This window comes from Ancylobacter defluvii, assembly GCF_018390605.1.
Lineage (GTDB): Bacteria > Pseudomonadota > Alphaproteobacteria > Rhizobiales > Xanthobacteraceae > Ancylobacter > Ancylobacter defluvii.
The window spans coordinates 371,108-390,590 of the sequence record NZ_JAHBGD010000024.1 but is presented as its reverse complement, the minus strand read 5'-3'; the positions used below and the strand labels follow the sequence as shown (position 1 = coordinate 390,590).

16 protein-coding genes are annotated in these 19,483 nt (G+C 67.7%); 6 read left to right on the top strand and 10 right to left on the bottom strand.

Going from position 1 to position 19,483, the window contains the following annotated elements; all coding sequences use genetic code 11:
• Nucleotides 1-216: 216 nt before the first annotated feature.
• Complete coding sequence (locus KHC24_RS18040; RefSeq protein WP_271180628.1) at nucleotides 217-1,512, bottom strand: D-amino acid dehydrogenase; 1,296 nt, start codon at nucleotides 1,510-1,512, stop codon at nucleotides 217-219.
• Entirely contained in the window at nucleotides 1,509-2,627 is a 1,119-nt protein-coding gene (alr, locus tag KHC24_RS18035; RefSeq protein WP_213364701.1) for an alanine racemase, read from the bottom strand. Before alr ends, KHC24_RS18040 begins: the two co-directional genes overlap by 4 nt.
• A 127-nt stretch (nucleotides 2,628-2,754) precedes the next feature.
• Here alr and KHC24_RS18030 point away from each other — a divergent pair, with 127 nt between their 5' ends.
• Nucleotides 2,755-3,210, top strand: coding sequence for an Lrp/AsnC family transcriptional regulator (locus KHC24_RS18030; protein ID WP_213364700.1), 456 nt, complete (start codon nucleotides 2,755-2,757; stop codon nucleotides 3,208-3,210).
• 65 nt (nucleotides 3,211-3,275) lie between these two features.
• Entirely contained in the window at nucleotides 3,276-4,058 is a 783-nt protein-coding gene (locus KHC24_RS18025) for an NAD(P)-binding domain-containing protein (protein ID WP_213364699.1), read from the top strand.
• A gap of 92 nt (nucleotides 4,059-4,150) precedes the next feature.
• On the opposite strand, the gene gabD is transcribed toward KHC24_RS18025, so the two are convergent.
• The 8 genes from gabD to KHC24_RS17985 all read right to left on the bottom strand — a co-directional run bounded on the left by gabD (nucleotide 4,151) and on the right by KHC24_RS17985 (nucleotide 13,070).
• Nucleotides 4,151-5,599, bottom strand: a complete 1,449-nt coding sequence (gene gabD, locus KHC24_RS18020; protein ID WP_271180607.1) for an NADP-dependent succinate-semialdehyde dehydrogenase — start codon at nucleotides 5,597-5,599, stop codon at nucleotides 4,151-4,153.
• A gap of 118 nt (nucleotides 5,600-5,717) precedes the next feature.
• Entirely contained in the window at nucleotides 5,718-6,110 is a 393-nt protein-coding gene (crcB, locus tag KHC24_RS18015) for a fluoride efflux transporter CrcB (protein WP_213364697.1), read from the bottom strand.
• A gap of 36 nt (nucleotides 6,111-6,146) precedes the next feature.
• Nucleotides 6,147-7,394 (bottom strand): cupin domain-containing protein, encoded by a 1,248-nt coding sequence (locus KHC24_RS18010; RefSeq protein WP_213364696.1) that lies wholly within the window; start codon nucleotides 7,392-7,394, stop codon nucleotides 6,147-6,149.
• A 283-nt stretch (nucleotides 7,395-7,677) separates the two neighbouring features.
• Nucleotides 7,678-8,487, bottom strand: a complete 810-nt coding sequence (gene ppk2 / locus KHC24_RS18005; RefSeq protein ID WP_213364695.1) for a polyphosphate kinase 2 — start codon at nucleotides 8,485-8,487, stop codon at nucleotides 7,678-7,680.
• A 188-nt stretch (nucleotides 8,488-8,675) separates the two neighbouring features.
• Nucleotides 8,676-10,415, bottom strand: coding sequence for a SulP family inorganic anion transporter (locus KHC24_RS18000; RefSeq protein WP_213364694.1), 1,740 nt, complete (start codon nucleotides 10,413-10,415; stop codon nucleotides 8,676-8,678).
• Nucleotides 10,416-10,568: 153 nt separating this feature from the next.
• The gene (locus KHC24_RS17995; RefSeq protein ID WP_213364693.1) at nucleotides 10,569-11,549 is read right to left on the bottom strand and encodes a glutathione S-transferase family protein; all 981 of its coding nucleotides are present in this window, start codon (nucleotides 11,547-11,549) and stop codon (nucleotides 10,569-10,571) included.
• Nucleotides 11,550-11,636: 87 nt separating this feature from the next.
• Nucleotides 11,637-12,047, bottom strand: coding sequence for a DoxX family protein (locus tag KHC24_RS17990; RefSeq protein WP_213364692.1), 411 nt, complete (start codon nucleotides 12,045-12,047; stop codon nucleotides 11,637-11,639).
• 111 nt (nucleotides 12,048-12,158) lie between these two features.
• Complete coding sequence (locus KHC24_RS17985) at nucleotides 12,159-13,070, bottom strand: LysR family transcriptional regulator (protein WP_213364691.1); 912 nt, start codon at nucleotides 13,068-13,070, stop codon at nucleotides 12,159-12,161.
• A 186-nt stretch (nucleotides 13,071-13,256) separates the two neighbouring features.
• On the opposite strand from KHC24_RS17985, the gene KHC24_RS17980 reads away from it, so the two are divergent.
• The 4 genes from KHC24_RS17980 to KHC24_RS17965 all read left to right on the top strand — a co-directional run bounded on the left by KHC24_RS17980 (nucleotide 13,257) and on the right by KHC24_RS17965 (nucleotide 19,462).
• Nucleotides 13,257-14,477, top strand: a complete 1,221-nt coding sequence (locus tag KHC24_RS17980; protein WP_213364690.1) for a threonine ammonia-lyase — start codon at nucleotides 13,257-13,259, stop codon at nucleotides 14,475-14,477.
• Nucleotides 14,478-14,719: 242 nt separating this feature from the next.
• Nucleotides 14,720-15,790: a TRAP transporter substrate-binding protein gene (locus KHC24_RS17975; RefSeq protein WP_213364689.1), complete on the top strand. Its 1,071-nt coding sequence runs from the start codon at nucleotides 14,720-14,722 to the stop codon at nucleotides 15,788-15,790.
• A gap of 28 nt (nucleotides 15,791-15,818) precedes the next feature.
• Nucleotides 15,819-18,497, top strand: a complete 2,679-nt coding sequence (locus KHC24_RS17970; protein WP_213364688.1) for a bifunctional diguanylate cyclase/phosphodiesterase — start codon at nucleotides 15,819-15,821, stop codon at nucleotides 18,495-18,497.
• Between the two features lie 185 nt (nucleotides 18,498-18,682).
• Nucleotides 18,683-19,462 carry an amino acid ABC transporter substrate-binding protein gene (locus tag KHC24_RS17965; protein ID WP_213364687.1) on the top strand — a complete coding sequence of 260 codons (780 nt, stop codon included), beginning with the start codon at nucleotides 18,683-18,685 and terminating at the stop codon, nucleotides 19,460-19,462.
• The last annotated feature ends 21 nt before the right edge of the window (nucleotides 19,463-19,483 follow it).

Genomic DNA, 19,483 nt, shown 5'->3' with positions numbered 1-19,483 from the left:
CGACGCCCGAGGGGGCCAGGCAACTAGTAGCCGCGTGGGCCGGTGTGGAATGCGGCGCCATGGAGTGGATCGTCATGGAAGCTCGTGCAGGGGCCATGGATGGTGAGCACCCCTCTTGCCCCGGCATCGCGGAATTCCGCGTCCCCCGCAACCCCCGACATGGTGGACCCTGCCATGCATCGTCCACCATGTCTGGAGGGATTGCCACGGTGAGGTCTAGTGGTACCGCGACAGTGCCAGGTCGGCGGTCTCGATGGCCGGCTTCACACGGTTGACGAGATCAGCCATCACCTTGCCGGAGCCGCAGGACATGGTCCAACCCAGCGTGCCGTGGCCGCCATTGATGTAGAGATTGCCGTAGCGGGTCGGACCGATCACCGGGGTGCCGTCCGGTGTCATCGGCCGCAGGCCGGTCCAGAACGTCGCCCGCTTCTGGTCGCCGGCGCCGCCGAACAGGTCTTCCACCGAATGTTCCAGCGTGGCGCGGCGGGCCGGCGGCAAATCGAGATTGAAGCCGGCGATCTCCGCCATGCCGCCGACGCGGATGCGGTCGCCGAGGCGGGTGATGGCGACCTTGAATGTCTCGTCCATCACCGTTGAGACCGGCGCGCGCGCCTCGTCCACGATCGGCACGGTGATGGAATAGCCCTTGACCGGATAGACCGGCAGGTCGAGGCCGAGCGGCTTCACCAGCGCCGGAGCGTAGCTGCCGAGCGCCAGCACATAGGCATCGGCCTCGACGTCTCCGAGGCTGGTTTCCACCGCGACGATCCGGTCGCGCTCATATTTCAGCCGGCGGATGTCGACGCCGAAGCGGAAGACCACGCCGGCATCTTCGCAGAGCTTGTGCAGGGCGTTGGTGAATTTGAAGCAGTCGCCGGTCTCGTCGCCGGGCAGTTGCAGGCCGCCGACGATCTTGTGCTTCACCGGGGCGAGACCGGGCTCGGCGGTGACGCAGCCGGCCGGGTCGAGCACGTTGAAGGGCACACCGTCCGCCTTCAGCACCTCGATGTCCTTGCCGATGCCGTCGAGCTGCTTCTGGTCGCGGAACACCTGAAGGGTGCCCTGCATGCGCTCGTCATAATGGATGCCGGTCTCGGTACGCAGCTCGGCGAGGCAGTCGCGGCTATATTCGGCGATGCGCACCATGCGGCCCTTGTTCACCGCATAGCGCTCGGCGGTGCAGTTGCGCAGCATCGCCATCACCCAGCGCCAGGTGGCGGCATCCGCCATTGGCCGGATGATCAGCGGCGCGTGCTTCATGAACAGCCATTTGACCGCCTTCATCGGAATGCCGGGCGCCGCCCAGGGCGAGGAATAGCCCGGCGAGACCTCGCCGGCATTGCCGAAGCTGGTCTCCAGAGCCGGGCTGGTCTGGCGGTCGAGCACCGTGACCTGATGGCCGGACTTGGCGAGATACCACGCAGTGGTGACGCCGATCACGCCGGCGCCGAGAACGACGATCTTCATGGAAGGTCCCTGTTGTTCTTGCGGCCGTTTGCCGGCCGTCAGCGGTAGATGCGGTGGTAGCGGGCGCCGAGACGGGTCAGGATCTCATAGGCGATGGTGCCGGCCGCCTCGGCGACGTCTTCCAGCGTCTGGTGCGGCCCGATCACCTCGACCAGGCTGCCGAGATGCAAGGAGCCGGCCGGCAGCGCGCCGATATCGAGAATGATGCTGTCCATCGATACGCGCCCGATAATCGGCAGCCGGGTGTCGCCGAACCAGGCGGCGCCACGGTCGGAGAGGTGGCGCGGCAGGCCGTCGGCATAGCCGGCGCCGATGGTGGCGAGGCGCATCTCGGTTGGAGCGACGAAGCGGCCGCCATAGCCGATGCGCGAACCGGCCGGCACAATGCGGGTCTGGATCACCGGGACGTCGAGGCGCACCACCGGCGCCATCGGGTTGGGCAGGCCGTCGAACGGCGCGCCGCCATAGAGCGCGAGGCCGGGGCGGGCGAGGGCGCCGGCATAGCTGGCGCCGAGGAAGCTGCCGCCGGAATTGGCGAAGCAGGGCGTCGCGGCCGGGAACAGGGCGGCGAGGCGGTCGAAGGCGGCGAGCTGCTCGGCGTTCTGCGCATTGTCCGGTTCGTCGGCGCAGGCAAGATGGCTCATCACATGCAGGATCTCGATGCCCTTGAGCCGGGCCGGCTCGGTGGCGAGGGCCTCGGCGTCCTGCGGCTCCAGGCCGAGCCGGCACATGCCGCTGTCGAACTGAAGTAGGGCGGGCAAGGTGCTGCGCCGCGCACGGGCCTGCGCGGTCCAATTGTCGATCTGCTCGAGCGAATTGAGCACCGGCACGATGCCGGCCTCGGCACAGGCGGTCTCGGCGCCGGGCTGAAGGCCGTTCAGCACATAGAGGCGGGCATCGCTGGCCAAGAGCGGGCGCAGCGTCAGCGCCTCGCCGAGATGGGCGACGAAGAAGTCGCGGCAACCGGCGGCATAAAGCGCCGGAGCGACGCGGGAGGCGCCGAGCCCATAGGCATCGGCCTTGACCACGCCGGCGGCGCGGGCCGGGGCGAGGCGGGCCTGGAGAAGACGGTAATTCGCTGCCAGCGCGGCAAGGTCGATAGTGAGCACCCCCGAGGCGGCATCGACGACCGGCCGCTCTGCAATATCCGCGAACATGCGCCACCTCTCTGGAGAATAAAGAAGCGTAGCGCGACAATCACGCAATTGCCGGTCATTTCGTGCTTGGAAATTTCGATATTTGGTATTTTATGCATGAAACGATCAATAATTCGAAGAAATCGCAATGGCCGCCCTCGACCCCATCGACCGCAACATCCTACGGCTGTTGCGCCTCGACGCCCGCATGAGCACGGCGAAGATCGCCGAGGAGGTCGGGCTGTCGCCGTCGAGCTGCCTTCGGCGCATCAAGCTGATGGAGCATAGCGGGGTGATCCGCGGCTATACCGCCATCGTCGACCATTCGGCGCGCGACCCCGGCATGGCGGTGATCGTCAACATCACGCTGGAGCGACAGACCGAGGATTATCTCACCCGCTTCGAGGCCGCGGTGCGCCGCTACCCCGAGATCCGCGAGTGCTACCTGATGACCGGCGGCTCGGATTATCTGCTGCGGGTGGAAGTGGAGAACGCCGCCGAATTCGAGCGGGTGCACACCGAGATCCTCTCGACGCTGCCCGGCGTGCTGCGCATCCATTCGAGCTTCTCGATCCGCAACGTGATGGCGACGCGCCGGCGCTGAGCCTGGGTTGCGCCACGGTGGTGACGGCCTATACCGGCGTTTCTTTCCGCCACGTGGATCGCGTCATGCTCACCATTGGATTTGTCGGCACCGGTACGCTCACCGAGGCCGTGGTCACCGGCCTCATGCAGTCCCACGCGGGACGCTGCCATATCCTGCTCTCGCCGCGTTCGGAGGTGGTGTCGCAACGGCTCGCCGCCGCGCATGAGGATGTGCGGCGATGCGCCTCCAACCGGGAGGTCGTGGAGGGCAGCGACGTTGTGGTGCTCGCGGTGCTGCCGAAGCAGCTTGCCGAAGTAGCGGCGGAACTCGCCTTTCGCCCGGAACAGTTGGTGGTGAACTGCGTGGCGGGTGCGTCGGTCGAGGCGGTGAAGCGCCTCGTCGCGCCGGCGCGGGAGGTGGTGCGGGTGGTGCCGCTGCCGCCGATCCGCTTCCGGCAAGGCCCGATCGCCGTCTACCCCGCCCATCCGGTGGTGGAGGAACTGTTCGGCGGGCTCGGCGACCTGATCGTCGCCGGGCAGGAGAGCGAACTCACCGCCATCGCCCATGCCAGCGGGATGATGTCGTCCTTTTACGCGATGCAGAACACGGTGATCGGCTGGCTGGAATCGCGCGGGATCGCCGGGCCGACGGCGGCGCTCTACATGCGCTCGCTCTATGCCGGGCTCGGCGCGCTGGGCCTCGACGCCGCGCGCAAAGGCGAGCCGATTGATCCGGCGCATCACGAGACGGCCGGCGGGCTGAACGAATGCGCCCGCCGTCATCTATCGGCGCATGGCTGGTTCGATGAGATCAGCGCCGCCCTCGACGCGGTGGAGCGGCACGTACCGTCGAAGCCGAGGGACTGAGGAGATACCTCTCCTTTCCTCAACCCCCTCTTCCCGATGGGAGAGGGGGGGGCAAGGTGCGCTCTTGGCGCGAGGCGCTTGCGATCCCTCCCTCAGATGCCGGCCATGTTGATGTACTTCACCACGACATAGTCCTCGATGCCGTAATGCGAGCCTTCGCGGCCGAGGCCGGACTGCTTGACGCCGCCGAACGGCGCCACCTCGTTGGAGATGAGGCCGGTATTGACGCCGACGATGCCGTATTCGAGTCGCTCGGCGACCCGCCACACCCGGCCGAGGTCGCGGGCGTAGAAATAGCTGGCGAGGCCGAATTCGGTATCATTGGCCAGCGCGACCACCTCGTCCTCGGTCTCGAAGCGGTAGAGCGGCGCGAGCGGGCCGAAGGTTTCCTCACGCGACACCGCCATCTCCTGCTTGACGTCGGCGAGCACGGTCGGCTCGAAGAAGGTGTGGCCGAGCGCGTGGCGCTTGCCGCCGAGGATCACCCGCGCACCCTTGGCGAGCGCGTCGGCGATGTGCTCCTCCACCTTCTCCACCGCCTTCTCGTCGATCAGCGGGCCGATGCGCACGCCCTCAAAGGTGCCGTCGCCGACCTTCAGCGCCGAAACGGCCTTCACCAGCTTCTCGGCAAAGGCGTCATAGACCTTGGCGTGGACATAGAGCCGGTTGGCGCAGACGCAGGTCTGGCCGGCATTGCGGTACTTGGAGAGGATGGCACCTTCCACCGCGGCGTCGAGATCGGCGTCCTCGAAGACGATGAAGGGGGCGTTGCCGCCGAGCTCCATCGACACTTTCTTGATGGTGGCGGCGGTCTGCTGCATCAGCACCCGGCCGACCTCGGTGGAGCCGGTGAAGGTGAGCTTGCGCACCGTCGGGTTGGAGGTGAACTCGGCGCCGATGGCGCGGGCGGAACCGGTGATGACCGACAGCACGCCGGCCGGCACGCCCGCCCGCTCGGCGAGCACGGCGAGGGCCAGCGCGGTGAGCGGGGTCTGCGAGGCCGGCTTCACCACCATGGTGCAGCCGGCGGCGAGCGCCGGGCCGGCCTTGCGGGTGATCATCGCCGCCGGGAAATTCCACGGGGTGATGGCGGCGCAAACGCCGATCGGCTCCTTGGTGACGACAATGCGCTGGCCCTTCGCCGGGGCGGGGATGACGTCGCCATAGACGCGCTTGCCCTCCTCGGCGAACCACTCGATGAACGAGCCGGCATAGGCGATCTCGCCCTTGGCCTCGGCCAGCGGCTTGCCCTGCTCGGCGGTCATGATGGCGCCGAGGTCGTCCTGGTTGGCCATGATCAGCTCGAACCAGCGGCGCAGCACGGCGGCACGCTCCTTGGCGGTGCGGGCGCGCCACTCCGGCCAGGCGGCGTTCGCCGCTGCGATAGCGGCACGGGCTTCCGTGGCGCCGAGATTCGGCACCGTGCCGACCAGCGCGCCGGTGGCGGGATTGCGGACTTCGATAGCGTCTTCGGCGTCGATCCAGCGTCCGCCGATGAGGCATTCATGACGCAGAAGGCTGGCATCCCTGAGTTTCAGCACGGTGTTTCTCCACAAGCCGGCCGCGCGCCGAGAACCGGCGTGGCGGAGGCTGCAAGGTCGGTGTCGATGCCCGACCTTGTAGCGCCCGGCGGCGGAGAGAGAAAGCCGTGGATGCCGATCAGGCGAGGCGTGCGAGACCGAGCCCGCCGAACACGCCGGCCAGCCCGCCGGCGAGGGTGCCGGCGACATAGAATGCGGCGAGGCTGGACGAGCCCCGGTTCACCAGCATCGCGGTGTCGAGCGCGAAGGTGGAATAGGTGGTGTAGCCCCCCATCATCCCCGTGGTCAGCAGAAGACCGACCGTCGGGCCGATTCGGGGGTGGGCCATCAGCCAGCCGGCAAGAATGCCCATCAGCAGCGAGCCCGACACGTTGATGGCGAGTGTTGCGGCGGGAAAGCTCGGCCCCGTGAGTGTGGTGCCGAAGCGTCCCACCAGATAGCGCATCACCGATCCCGCCCCGCCGCCGAGAAACACGGCGGCAAGCGCGGGCAGGGTAGATGGGGGCGTCATTGTCTGCTCCTGGCTTTTCTGTCGCGTGCCGGCGGCTCAGCCCGGCTGGATGCCGGGTTGACCCTTGGGGAAGCGGGCGATGACGGAGGGATCGATGTTGAGATGCTGGGCGACCAGCTCCGGCGGAGCATGGGCGAGCCAGTTCGACAGGTCGATCTCCTGATACTCCGGCGCCCGGAACACCGCGAGGACCTGAACATCCTCGGTGCCGGTGTTCTCGATGTAGTGGCCCTGGCTTTTGGGCACCACGCCGAGGTCGCCGGCCTGGAAATCGATGGTCTGCGCGCGCGGGCCGGCATTGAACACCGTCATCCGGCCCTTGCCCTTGATCCAGTACTGCCATTCGTCGGCGTTGGGGTGCCAGTGCATGCGCCGTAGCGCGCCGGGCTTGATGGTCTCGATCGCCGCGGCGACGGTCTTGGAGACCTTGAAGCTGCGGCTGTCGGCAAGATGGATGGTGCCGCCTGCGCCGTCGATCACCGGCCTGGTGCCGGTCAGCGAGAAGGTGAAGGGATCCGGAGGGGTACCGCCGGAGGCGACCGCAGCCTGATCGACCGAGAGGGCCGGCGGCTCCTGGCCCTGGAAGATCCACAGATCGTGCAGCGGGATGTTCTTGAACGTTTCCGCCGGCACGCCGAAATTCTGGCCGAGCACCTTGGGCGGGGTGTGGATGAACCAGTCGGTCAAAAGCAGCGTGTTGTATTCCGACTGATAGGCATCATCGAACACGATGACGAATTCGCAGCCGTCCGGGCCGAGGCCCTGCAACGAATGCGGGTAGCCGGCCGGGAAGAACCAGATATCGCCGACGCCGACGTCGCGCACATAGGCGCGGCCTTCCGGATCGAGCACGGTGATGCGGCACAGGCCGTTGGTCATCAGCGCCCATTCGCCGGCGAGGTGCCAGTGCATCTCGCGGATGCCGCCCGGCCCGAGGCGCATGTTGACGCCCGACACTTCCTTTGCCGCCGGGAATTCGGTGGCGGTGGCCTGCCGCGCCCAGCCGCCGCCCTGAATGCGCTTCGGCATGATGTTGAATGACGACCACATCATCGGCATGTTGCCGACATCGGTGGGCGGCTGGTTCTGGAAAGAGGGCAGCTGCTCCTCCAGCGCCGGGTTGCGCGGGCCAGGATTGGACAGCGCGCCGGGGGTCGAATTGATCGCGCCCTGCGGCGGCTGGTCGGGGTTGCCGAAGCTGGCGGCGTGGGCGGTGCCGGCGGCGAGCGCGGCACCGCCGACGGCTCCGGCGGCAAGCAGGCTGCGGCGGGACAGGTTTTCCATCGTCTTCTCCTTGCGGATGGATCTCCGAGGTTGAAGACAGCATGGCCCCGCCGGTCGCCGGGGTCTTTTCATGACGAATGACATCGGTTGCCGCACCGGTGCGGGCGTATCGGCAACCGACTGGGTATCCGGCTAATCCGCCCCCTTGGCCGATGATCCCGCCGGCCGCGGGAAGGCGCCCTGTGGCCGGCCATGGCCGACGGTTGCCGGAACCGCCGGTCGTCGGCGCCTTCGTCGCTCCGGGGAGACTCAGAAGACTTCCGACCTCAGAAGATCTCGGGCCTCAGAAGACCTCCGGCACCCGGTGGCGGGCATAGGCGGCCTCGGTGTAGCCCTTCGGCTTCTGGCGCTTGGGCAGCTTGATCGGTTCGCGTTCCACTGCCTCGTAAGGCACCTGCGACAGCAGATGGCTGATGATGTTGAGCCGGGTGCGCTTCTTGTCGTCGGACTGGATCACGAACCACGGCGCCCATTCGGTGTCCGACATGGCGAACATCTCGTCGCGCGCCCGTGAATAATCGTACCAGCGATTGTAGGATTTGAGGTCCATCGGCGACAGCTTCCAGATCTTGCGCGGGTCGCTGATGCGCTGCTCGATGCGGCGGGTCTGTTCCTCCGGGCTGACCTCCAGCCAGTATTTGATGAGGATCACGCCGGAATCGATGATCGCCTTCTCGACGCCGCCTATGGTCTCGAGGAACTTGCGGGCCTGCTTGTTGGTGCAGAAGCCCATCACGCGTTCGACGCCGGCGCGATTGTACCAGCTCCGGTCGAAGATCACGACCTCGCCGCCTGCGGGCAAATGCGGCAGGTAGCGCTGGGCGTACATTTGCGATTTCTCGCGGTCGCTCGGCGGCGGCAGCGCGACCACGCGGAACACACGCGGGCTGACGCGTTCGGTCATCGCCTTGATGACGCCGCCCTTGCCGGCGCCGTCGCGGCCTTCGAACAGTACGCAGACCTTGGCACCGGTCGCCTTGGCCCATTCCTGCATTTTCACCAGCTCGGCATGCAGATTGCTGAGCTCCCGCTCATAGGTCTTGCGGGACATCTTGTCCGATGCTTCGGCTGGCCTTTCGATGACGGTATCCATGACACGTTCCTCCCTGGAAGTTCGAATGCGGCCGGCCCGGCGCGCTCAGTCCGCACCGTGTTTCCCGGTGATGCAGGCCGGCCGCAACCGGTGCGGAGGCACCTGCGATCGACCAACATTCTTGGCATGCTCTCACGGCAGGCACCTCGCCAAGGTAGCATAAGGCCGTTGCGTAAGGTATTGGCCGGCTACCCGTGCTGTAGGGGGTCGATGTGTGCCCCGGGTTTGCCGGGGCCGTCTTTGGCCGGTCTCGCAGCGGATCCCCTGAGGCTGAACAGGGCGCCCGCTTCCTCGAGATCGTCGAACATCATGTCGCTGCCGATCCGGTCGATGACGCCGGCCCGTTCCAGCAGCTTCATCGGATCCGTATGCAGTTCCGCGATGCCGAAGGCGACGCCGCGCGCGGCGAGCACCGTGCGCACCTCGTCGAGCATCGCCGCCGCGGTGCTGTCGATCTGCACCACCGCGCTGGCATCGAGCAGGAACCAGCGCGCATCGGGCGGCAGGGCGTCCATCATCTCCTGCAGCCGGCCGCGAACATAATCGACATTGAAGAACAGCAGGCTGCCCTGGATCAGGCACACGGTGAGCCCCGGCACCGGCCGGGCCTCCTTGAAGCGATGCAGCTTGTAGAAACCGGGGCGGCCGGGGAGCCGCCCGAGCAGCGCGTCATGCGGGCGCATTTCCTTGAGCAGCACATAGAGCAGCGTGGCGGCCACCGCGACGATGACGCCGTTGAGCACGCCGAGGCTGATCGCCCCCCACATGCCGATCAGCGCGAAGCCGAACTCCATGCGGCTGATCCGCCACAATTCCCGGAGGCTGGCCGGATCGAGCAGGCCGAGCGAGGCGGCGACCAGGATCGCGCCCAGCGCCGGCGCCGGCAGCAGCCGCAGGGCATCGTTGAGGAACAGCATCACGATGGCCAGCGCCAGTGCCGCGACCAGACCGGCCATCTGGCTGCGCCCGCCGACCGACAGATTGATGGCGGTGCGCGAATCCGAGACCGTCACCGGAAAGCCGCTGAACAGCCCGGCGGCGATGTTGGCGCCGCCGAGGCCGATGAGCTCGCGATTGGCATCGACGGAAAACCCCTCGCGGGCGCCGAAACTGCGGGCGGCGACGAGGCCTGAGCTGAAGCTCACCAGCCACAGCGCACCCGCGCCCAGCAGCAGGTTCTGCAGCGGCAGGCCGGAGGCGGAGGGTAGCGCCAGCGAGGGCAGCGCCTGCGGCAGCGGGCCGACCACCTTGATTCCGTGCCCTTCGAAATCGAACAGGGCGGAGGCGGCGATGCCGAGCACTACCACCACCAGCGGACCCGGTACCGGCGATTTCAGCCGTTGCAGCAGCAGGGTCAGCGCCAGCAGGCCGAGGCCGAGCGCCAATGTCGGCCAGTGGATGTCGTGCCACTGATGCGCCAGGTCGACCAGCGGTTCGACGAGGCCGTCTGACGAGACCTTCAGCCCGGTGAGGCGGCTGATCTGGCCGACCATGATGGAGATGGCGATGCCGCCGATGAAGCCGATGAGTATCGGCCGCGACAGGAAGGCGGCGACCGCGCCCAGCCGCAGGGCGCTGGCAAGGAAGCACATGCCACCGACGATCAGCGCCAGCAGCGCCGCGATGCCCACCCGGTCCAGCGTCGGGTTTTGCGCGACGAGGCCGGCCAGGACGGCGGCGAGCACCGTCATGGTGGCGGCGTCGGGCCCGACGACGAGGCGGTGGGAGGGGCCGAGCAGCGCGTAGCCGATCAGCGGGAAGATCGAGGCATAGACGCCCACTTCCGGCGGCAGGCCGGCAATGGCGGGATAGGCGATGGCGCTTGGAATGGCCACGGCGGCAATGGCGAGGCCGGCCATGGCATCGCGCCCCAGCCATTGCACCTTGTAGCCCGCAAAGCCCTGCAGCAGGGGAAACCTCGCCGGCATCACACCCTCACGCGCACGCATCGACCCGGCATGCCGGTCAGCATGCAGCGTGGCCATCGGGGGAGCGTGAAACGAATGCCGCCGGGGTGCAAGTCCGTATGTGTCACTACGCTGACACGTGCGGGGCGCCGCATCGCGGCCGGCGTCGCGCGGTCAGGCGGCGGGCGGCACCCGCACCGGGGCAAGGCCGGGCAGGTCGGGGCCGGCCGGCACGATGCCGTTCGGGTTCAGCGACTTGATCGAATAGTAGCCGCGCTTGATGTGATCGATGCTCACCGTGTCGCGGATGCCGGGCACATCGAGCACGCGCAGCATGTAGGCCTGCAGCGCCGGGTAGTCGGCGATGCGCTTCAGGTTGCACTTGAACAGACCGTGATAGGCGGCATCGAAGCGCACCAGCGTCACGAACAGGCGGATGTCGGCCTCGGTGAAGCGGTCGCCGGAAAGGAAGCGGCCGCCGGCGGCGAGGCGTTGCTCCAGTTCCGCCAGCATGCCGAACACGTCGGCGAAGGCTTCCTCATAGGCGAACTGGGTGGTGGCGAAGCCGGCGCGGTAGACGCCGTTATTGAGGCGCGGATAGATGCGGGCGTTGAGCGCGTCGATGGCCTCGCGCAGATCCGCCGGGTACAGGTCGATGCCATCATCCGCCAGAGTGCCGAAGCCGGAATTGAACATGCGCAGTATGTCGGCGGACTCGTTGTTGACGATGGTGCCGCGCTGCCTGTCCCACAGCACCGGCACGGTTGCGCGGCCGGTATAATGCGGGTCGGCGCGGGTATAGAGCTCGTGCAGATAAATGGCACCGTTCACCGCGTCCGGCGTGGCGCCGGGATAATTGCCGAAACGCCAGCCCTCGTCGGTGAGCGCCGGCTCGACCACCGAGAGCGAGACGACGTCTTCCAGCCGCTTGAGCTTGCGGGCGATGAGCGTGCGCGAGGCCCAGGGGCAGATCAGCGCGACATAAAGATGGTAGCGGCCGGTCTCGGCGGCAAAGCCGCCCTCGCCGGTGGGCCCGGGCGCGCCGTCCGGCGTCACCCAATGGCGGAAGCCGGAGACCTGGCGCACGAAGCCGCCCTTGGCGTCCTTGGCCTGCACCGGATGCCAGTCCGCCGTCCATTTTCCATCGACCAGCATCGGGCGTCTCCTTTGTGCGGGCTCAAAGCAAAGCAGGAGGCCGCCGGCGGGCGCCGGCGGCCTCACGGCATATAGGGCGCGGCGGCGTCAGCGGGCGGCGGAGGTGGTCGGCTTCAGCGCGAGCGCACCGTCGCCGCCGAGCGCCACCGCCAGCAGGCCGACGATCCACAGCGCCAGGAATTCCCAGCCGCCATTCGGGTTGGTGAAGAAGAAGCCGGCCGGGCCGTGCACGGTGAAGATGGCGCCGAGCAGGATCGGGATCAGGGCGAGGGCGGCAAGGCGCGGCCACAGGCCGAGGATCAGCGCCACGGCGCCGACGAGCTCCCACGCGATGGTGACATAGGCGAGCCAGCCGGGCAGGCCGAGCGAGCCGAAGAAGCCGGCGGTGCCGGCCGGGGTGAACACGAAGATCTTCAGCCCGGCATGGGCGAGGAACAGGATGCCGAGCGCAAGGCGCAGCACGAGGACGGCGTAAGGTGCCGTGCGCGTATCAATCATGACAGAGGTCCTTTCGGGAAAAGCAAATCTCTCGCAGTCTGCACCTGTCTTGGGTGGATGATTATCCGTGCAGATCGGTGATATTTGCTTCCGTATTGGAAATAATGGTGGCTACCAGCCTTCGTCCCATGCCGGTTCGCCGCGGAAGCGATCGACCAGGAAATCGACCAGCAACCGCACCTTCAGGGCGAGGTGGCGGCCCGACGGGTAGAGGGCGAACAGGCCGTGCGCCGCGGCCTCCGACGGCGCCAGCAACTGCCGGACATTGCCGGCGCGGATATGCGGGCCGGCAATGAAGCTCGGCACGTTGGCGATGCCGAGGCCGGCGGCGGCGGCGGCGAGGCAGGCCTCGCCGCTGGAGAAGCGCAGCCGGCCGGTGATCGCTATATCGATGGTGCCGCCCGTCGGGTTGCGGAACCGCCAATTGTGCGGGTCGCGGAAATTGGTGTCGACGACGCAGTCGTGGCCGGCGAGGTCCTGCGGGCGAGCCGGCTCCCCACGCGCGGCGAGATAGGAGGGGGAGGCGACCAGAACCACACGCGCGTCGCAGAGCTTGCGGGCGACGAGGCTGCTATCGACCGGGGTGCCGATGCGCACCGCGGCGTCGTAGCCCTCCTCGACGAGGTCCACCACCCGGTCGGTAAAGCCGACATCGAGCCGGATCTCCGGATAGGCGCGGGCGAAATCGAGCAGCGCCGGGGTGAGCTGGATCGAGCCGAACGACATCGGCGCGGTAATCCGCAGCGTGCCCGCCGGGGTGCCGGAGGCGTTGCGCACCGCGGCATCAAGCGCGTCGAACTCCTCCAGCAGCGCCTTGACGCGATGGTAATAGGCGGCGCCGACCTCGGTGGGAGCCAAGGCCCGGGTGGTGCGCTTGATGAGCTGCACCCCGAGGTCGGCTTCGAGCCGCGACACCAGCTTGGAGGCCTGGCCGCTGCTGGTGCCGAGACGACGGGCGGCGGCGGCGAAACTACCGAGGTCGAGCACCGCCACCAGCATGCGGTCGCAATCCAGCCTTTCCATCGGAGTCCTTCCGCTGCGAGGTGCGAGGCGGCGCATATCATCATGATCGCTGCCGGATTGGAATTTCTCGCGCACCCCGCGGGTCTCCGTCCCCCGGTTGTTTGCACCCTCTCTCCGCACCCCTGTCGCCGCCGGTAGTGGCGGGATAGGTTGGGGGCCGTCGGTGAGTGGGAGCAAGTAAGGCCCGTGACTTTTCCTGAAGTGAGCCTCGGCGATGTCGAGGTGGCGGCCGCCCGCATCGCCGGCGCGGTGGCGTCGACGCCGTTCGTGCACTCCGAGACCCTGTCGCAGAAACTCGGTGCCGAGGTCTGGCTGAAATTCGAGAACCTGCAGTTCACCGCTTCCTTCAAGGAACGCGGCGCGCTCAACAAGCTGTTGTCGCTGTCGGAGATCGAGAAGGCGCGCGGCGTGATCGCGGCTTCCGCCGGCAATCATGCCCAGGGCGTCGCCTATCACGCCCGCCGCACCGGCGTGAGCGCCACCATTGTGATGCCGACCACCACCCCCAACCTCAAGGTGGAGCGGGTGCGCGAGCACGGCGCCCGCGTGGTGCTGCACGGCGCCGGCTTCGCCGAGGCCGCTGCCGAGATGCTCCGGCTGGCGCGGGAGGAGGAGCGGACCATCGTCCATCCCTTCGACGATCCCGTCGTCATCGCCGGCCAGGGCACGGCGACGCTGGAGATGCTGCGCGCGCAGCCGGCGCTCGACACCCTCGCGGTGCCGATCGGCGGCGGCGGATTGATCGCCGGCGCGGCCGTGGTGGCACGGGCGCTGAAACCGGAATTGCGGATCGTCGGCGTGCAATCGGAGATATTTCCCGGCATGGCGCGGGCGCTCGGCCGCTTCGCCGGCGAGCCGGCGCCAGGGTCGTCGGTGGCCGAGGGCATCGCCGTCGTCGATCCCGGACAGATCACCCGCGCCATCGTGCGCGCCGGTGTCGACGATATCGCGGTGGTGAGCGAGGACTCCATCGAGGAGGCCATTGCGTTGCTGCTCGGCATCGAGAAGACGTTGTGCGAGGGGGCCGGCGCGGCCGGCATCGCCGCCATGCTGGCGCGACCGGAACTGTTCCGCGACCGCAAGGTCGGAGTGATCCTCTCCGGCGGCAATATCGACACCCGCGTGCTGGTCGCCGTGCTCCAGCGCCATCTCACCCGCGCCGGACGCATGGTGCGCATCCGCGCCGAACTGCCGGACCATCCGGGCGCGCTCGCCCGGCTCACCGCGGTGGTGGCGGCCGAGGGCGGCAACATCTACGAGCTGCGCCACGAGAGGCTGGCGGCGGCGAGCCGGGCAAAGGAGAGCTCGGTCTCGCTCGATGTCGAGCTGCGCGATCCCTCCGACCTGCCGCGACTGCTGGAGAAGCTGGCGGCCGAGCAGTTCCGTGTGCGGCGTGACGAGTTCTGAGGCGCTGCCAGCCGAGCAAAAACGACGGCGATCGATTTCGTCGCGGACGGGACACTCCGCAAATCGGGCCGGGATGAGCCGGGGGGCGCGTAGAATGGTCGCGCGATGGTCCGGTCCCACCATGTGCAAACCAATCGTTTGACTATTCCGTGCATTCATAATCGCGCATATTGTTGCAATATGCGCGCGAATTGCACGAAGGCAGGCACATGGCGGCGCGGCCGGATCGACGTGGAGGGTTGATGGGCCTGCCGGGCAGCCTGTGGCGGAGACTGCCGATACTCTGCATCGCATGGGCTCTGTGCATCGGCGTGGGGGCGGCCGCCGCTGCCGATGGCCCCATCCGCCTGCAGATCGTCGGCGGGCTCGCAGGCGTCACCCAATTCACCAAGCTCGAGAAGCCCTTTTGGGAGAAGGAGATCGCCGAGCGTTCCGGCGGGCGTATCACGGGGACCATCAAGTCCTTCGACGCCGGCGGCCTGCGCGGTCAGGAGATGATGCAGCTGATGCGCCTCGGCGTGGTTCCCTTCGGCACCGTGTTGCTAAGCATCGCCTCGGGCGACGATCCGGAGCTGAACGCCGTCGACCTGCCGGTGCTCAATCCCGACATGAAGACGCTGCGCCGGACGCTGGGCCTCTTCCGCGAGCATCTGGGCATGGTGCTGCGCACCCGCTACGACATCGAGCTGTTGGCGGTCTATGCCTACCCGGCGCAGGTGCTCTATTGCGACAAACCTTTTACCAGCCTCGACGATCTCGCTGGCCGCAAGGTGCGCACCTCGTCGGTCGCCCAGTTCGAGCTGATGACCGCGCTCGGCGCGGTGCCGGTGCTGGTACCCTTCGCCGAAATGACCAATGCGCTGCGCGATGGCGTTGTCGACTGCGCCATCACCGGGACGCTCAGCGGCTATGAGATCGGGCTGCCGAACGTCACCACCCACGTGCATGCCATGGCGATCAGCTGGGGGCTCTCCTTCTTCGGCGCCAATCTGGCGGCGTGGAAGGCATTGCCGCCGGACGCGCAGCAGATCATCCGCACCGGGGTTGCCGATCTCGAACAGCGTATCTGGAAGCAGGCGGAAGCCGACACCGAGCGGGGGCTGGCCTGCAACACCGGCAAGATCGTCTGCGCCGGCCCGCTGGAGCGGCCGATGACCCTGGTGCCGACTTCGGACGGCGACGAGGCCCGCCGTAACCACTTGCTGCGCGAGGTCGTGCTCCCGCGCTGGATCGAACGATGCGGCGAAGGCTGCGTGAAGGCCTGGAACACTTATTTCGCCCCGACCCTCGCCATCGAAGCCAAGGCAAAGTGACAGTGCCCGCTGCAGCCGATGGTGAACGATGATCCGGCACCGTCTTCAGCTGATCGTCATCATGGGAACGGCCTTCATCCTTCTGGTGATGGCCGTGGGCATGGCCGTGCTGCTCGACCGCGGCGAGCGCGGCGCGCTGAAGGCGGCGGAGGTCTCGCTGGAGCGCGTCGCGCAGGCGGTCGAGAACACCTTGAACCGCCAACTTCTCCAGGTTCATGGCGCGCTGGCCAGCCTGCCGACCCTGTTCGCGGCGGCCAAGGCCTCGCCGCAGACGCCGGAGATCGCCGGCGAACTGCTCCGCGGCGTCAATTTCCAGACCCTCGCCTATAATGACCTGCTGCTGGTCAATGCGGAGGGCCGGGTCATGGCGGCGGCCCGTGTGCGGAGCCTGGGACGCACGCTACCCTTCGGCGCCCGCGAGTTCGGCAGCGGCCCGGCGGCCCTGATCGGTCCGATCCGCAACCGCATAACCGGCGAATGGTCGCTCTACGTCTCTCGTACGGTTCCCGACTGGAAAGACATCACCCCGGTCGCCGAGGTGCCGCTGCCCACGCTGATGGGGCTGCTCGGCGAGACCGGCATCGACCCGCGGATGCGCATCCAGCTGGAGCGGCCGAACGGCCAGCTCATCGCAGCCCTGCCGCATGACGAACTGCGCACCGGCGTGGTGAATCCCGCCGCGCTCGGCACCCATGCACCGGACGGCAGGGCGTTTCTGGTGGCCGGAGACGGGGAGGAGGAGCGGCGCCTCGCGGTGGTCCGGAGCTCGCTCTATGACGACGTGCGGCTGGTGCTCACCGCCAGCCGCCAGGCCATGCTGGAAGACTGGCAGCGGGACCGCGATCGCCTGGTCGTCGCGACGCTGCTGGGGGGCGGGATGCTGGTTGCCTTCGCCGGCGCACTGCTGTTTGCGCTGCGCCAGCGCGAGCGCGCCGACGCCGAGCGTACGCGCGCCGCGACTGTGCTGCTGAACGCCATCGAGGCGATGTCGGACGGCTTCGTCATGTGGGACGAGGAGGATCGGCTCGTCACCTGTAACCAGCGCTATCGCGACATCTACCCGCTGATCGCGCCGTTCCTGTTGCCGGGCATGTGCTACGAGGAGGTTATTCGCAAGGGCGCGGAGGTCGGGCAGTTTCCTGATGTGGGTGGCGACGTCGAAGCCTTCGTGGCGGAGATGGTCGATTGGCATCGCAGCGGCACCGGGACCATCGAGCGCCGGCTGGCGGATGGGCGCTGGATCCTGGTGCGGGAGCGGCGCACCGCCGATGGCGGCATTGTCGGCATCCGGACCGATGTCACCGCTCTCAAGACCACGCTGGCGGAGCTTGCCGAGGCCAATATGCGGGCCAACGAGGCGGCCGAGGAGGCACAGCGGCAGAATGCGGCGCTGACCGAGCGCGAGAGCCGCATCCGCTTCCTCGCGCATCACGACGACCTGACCAGCCTGCCGAACCGGGTGCTGTTTCGCGAGCGGGCCGAGGCTGCGCTGCGCATCACGGAGGGTCAGGGCATCCGCCTGGCCCTGCTCTATCTCGACCTCGACCGCTTCAAGGACGTCAACGATACGCTCGGGCACCCGGTCGGCGATGCGCTGCTGCGCGCCGCCGCCGACCGGTTGCGGGGCTGCGTCGGCGATCCCGAACGGATCGCCCGGCTGGGCGGCGACGAATTCGCCGTCATCAGCTTCGCCCCGATGTCTTCGCAGGAGCCCGAGCTGCTGAGCGGGCGCATCATCGAGGCGCTGAGCGCGCCCTACAGCATCATGGGCCATACCATCGCGATCAGCGTCAGCGTCGGCATCGCCCTGGCCGACGGAGCCGATATCGACGCCGACGCGCTGCTCAAGCAGGCCGACCTCGCCCTGTACGAGGCGAAAGCGCAGGGGCGGGGCACCTACCGCATCTTCGCGCCGGAGATGGACGAGCATCTGCGCGCCCGGCTGGAGATGGAGGCGGACCTGCGCCACGCGCTGGCGGCACAGCAATTCGAGATCGTGTACCAGCCGATCTACGAACTCGCGACCTCGCAGCTGCGCGGCTTCGAGGCGCTGCTGCGCTGGACGCACCCGCAGCGCGGCGCCGTCTGCCCGGCCCGCTTCATCCCGCTGGCCGAGGAGACCGGGCTGATCGTCGATATCGGCGCCTGGGTGCTGCGCCGCGCCTGTGCCGACATCATGCTGCTGCCGGGCGATCTGAGGGCAGCGATCAACATTTCGCCGGTCCAGCTGGCCTTCGGCTATATCGTCGAGACGGTGAGCGAGGTGCTGCGCGAGACCGGCCTCGATCCCGGCCGGTTGGAGCTGGAGATCACCGAGACCTCGCTTTTCGCCGACGACCAGCGCAATCTCGATGTGCTGCGGCGGCTGCGGGCGCTCGGCGTGCGGATCGTGCTCGACGATTTCGGCACTGGCTATTCCAGCCTGAGCCATCTGCGCCTGTTTCCGCTCGACAAGATCAAGATCGATCGCTCCTTCGTGCAGGAGATGACGCATCGGCCCGACAGTGCCGCGATCGTCGACGCCCTTGCCGCGCTCGCACTGCGCCTCAACATGACCACCACCGCCGAGGGCATCGAGACCGCCGAGCAATTGGAGGTCGCCCGGCGGGTGGGCTGCACGGAGGGGCAGGGGTATTATCTCGGGCATCCGCAGCCGATCCGCCACGCCTTCGCCGCGGCGACGCGGCCTTTGCAGCATCTGGCCTGACGCTCGCAAACCGGAGAACGGGTAAAGGCTATAAATCTAGTAGACAACTAACGGTGGCCATGTCACCCATGCTGCTTCCGCGATGGCCGGACCGCCCGCGTACTGGCAAAATCCGAAACTCGACCCCAGCTGAGGCAGGATCAGCCTCGCCGCATATCGGCAGCGCGCTGCCGTGGAGTATCCCCATGAGCTTCACCCGGAAGACCCTTCTCGCCCTTGCCATCGCCGCGCTGGTGCCGTTCACGGCCTTGGCTGCCCGGACGGACGATCTGGCGGCCATCAAGGCGGCCGGCGCCCTCAAGATCGGCACCGAGGGCACCTATCCGCCCTTCACCTATCACGATGCCGCCGGCAAGCTGGTCGGCTTCGATGTCGAGATCGGGCAGGAAATCGCCAAGCGCCTCGGGGTGAAGGCCGAGTTTCTCGAGGGCAAATGGGACGGGCTGATCGCCGGCCTCGATGCCGGCCGCTACGACGCGGTGATCAACCAGGTCGGCATCACCGAGGCGCGCAAGGCGAAATACGATTTCTCCCAGCCCTATATCGCCTCCAAGGCGGTGCTGATCGTCCGCGACGGCAACGACGCCATCAAGAGCTTCGACGACCTGAAGGGCAAGCGCGCGGCGCAGTCGCTGACCTCGAATTTCGGCAAGCTCGCCGAGAGCCATGGCGCCAGCCTCGTCGGCACCGACGGCTTCGACCAATCGATCCAGCTGGTGCTGAACGGGCGGGCCGACGCCACCCTGAACGACAGCCTGTCCTTCCTCGACTTCAAGAAGCACAAGCCGGACGCGCCGGTGAAGATCGTCGCCGAGCAGAAGGATGCCGACTATTCCGGCGTCATCGTGCGCAAGGGCAATCCCGAGCTGGTCGCGGCCATCAACAAGGCGCTGGACGCGATCAAGGCCGACGGCGCCTATGCCCGCATCTCCGACACCTATTTCGGCGCCGACGTGTCAAAGTAGGCTCCGCCGTCGTCGCAAGGC

Bases quoted from the DNA above. Each gene is read 5' to 3' on its own strand.
- alr (WP_213364701.1), bottom strand. From the start codon at position 2,627: ATGTTCGCGGATATTGCAGAGCGGCCGGTCGTCGATGCCGCCTCGGGG.
- KHC24_RS18030 (WP_213364700.1), top strand. From the start codon at position 2,755: ATGGCCGCCCTCGACCCCATCGACCGCAACATCCTACGGCTGTTGCGC.
- KHC24_RS18025 (WP_213364699.1), top strand. From the start codon at position 3,276: ATGCTCACCATTGGATTTGTCGGCACCGGTACGCTCACCGAGGCCGTG.
- crcB (WP_213364697.1), bottom strand. From the start codon at position 6,110: ATGACGCCCCCATCTACCCTGCCCGCGCTTGCCGCCGTGTTTCTCGGC.
- KHC24_RS18010 (WP_213364696.1), bottom strand. From the start codon at position 7,394: ATGGAAAACCTGTCCCGCCGCAGCCTGCTTGCCGCCGGAGCCGTCGGC.
- ppk2 (WP_213364695.1), bottom strand. From the start codon at position 8,487: ATGGATACCGTCATCGAAAGGCCAGCCGAAGCATCGGACAAGATGTCC.
- KHC24_RS18000 (WP_213364694.1), bottom strand. From the start codon at position 10,415: ATGCCGGCGAGGTTTCCCCTGCTGCAGGGCTTTGCGGGCTACAAGGTG.
- KHC24_RS17995 (WP_213364693.1), bottom strand. From the start codon at position 11,549: ATGCTGGTCGATGGAAAATGGACGGCGGACTGGCATCCGGTGCAGGCC.
- KHC24_RS17990 (WP_213364692.1), bottom strand. From the start codon at position 12,047: ATGATTGATACGCGCACGGCACCTTACGCCGTCCTCGTGCTGCGCCTT.
- KHC24_RS17985 (WP_213364691.1), bottom strand. From the start codon at position 13,070: ATGGAAAGGCTGGATTGCGACCGCATGCTGGTGGCGGTGCTCGACCTC.
- KHC24_RS17975 (WP_213364689.1), top strand. From the start codon at position 14,720: ATGGGCCTGCCGGGCAGCCTGTGGCGGAGACTGCCGATACTCTGCATC.
- KHC24_RS17970 (WP_213364688.1), top strand. From the start codon at position 15,819: ATGATCCGGCACCGTCTTCAGCTGATCGTCATCATGGGAACGGCCTTC.
- KHC24_RS17965 (WP_213364687.1), top strand. From the start codon at position 18,683: ATGAGCTTCACCCGGAAGACCCTTCTCGCCCTTGCCATCGCCGCGCTG.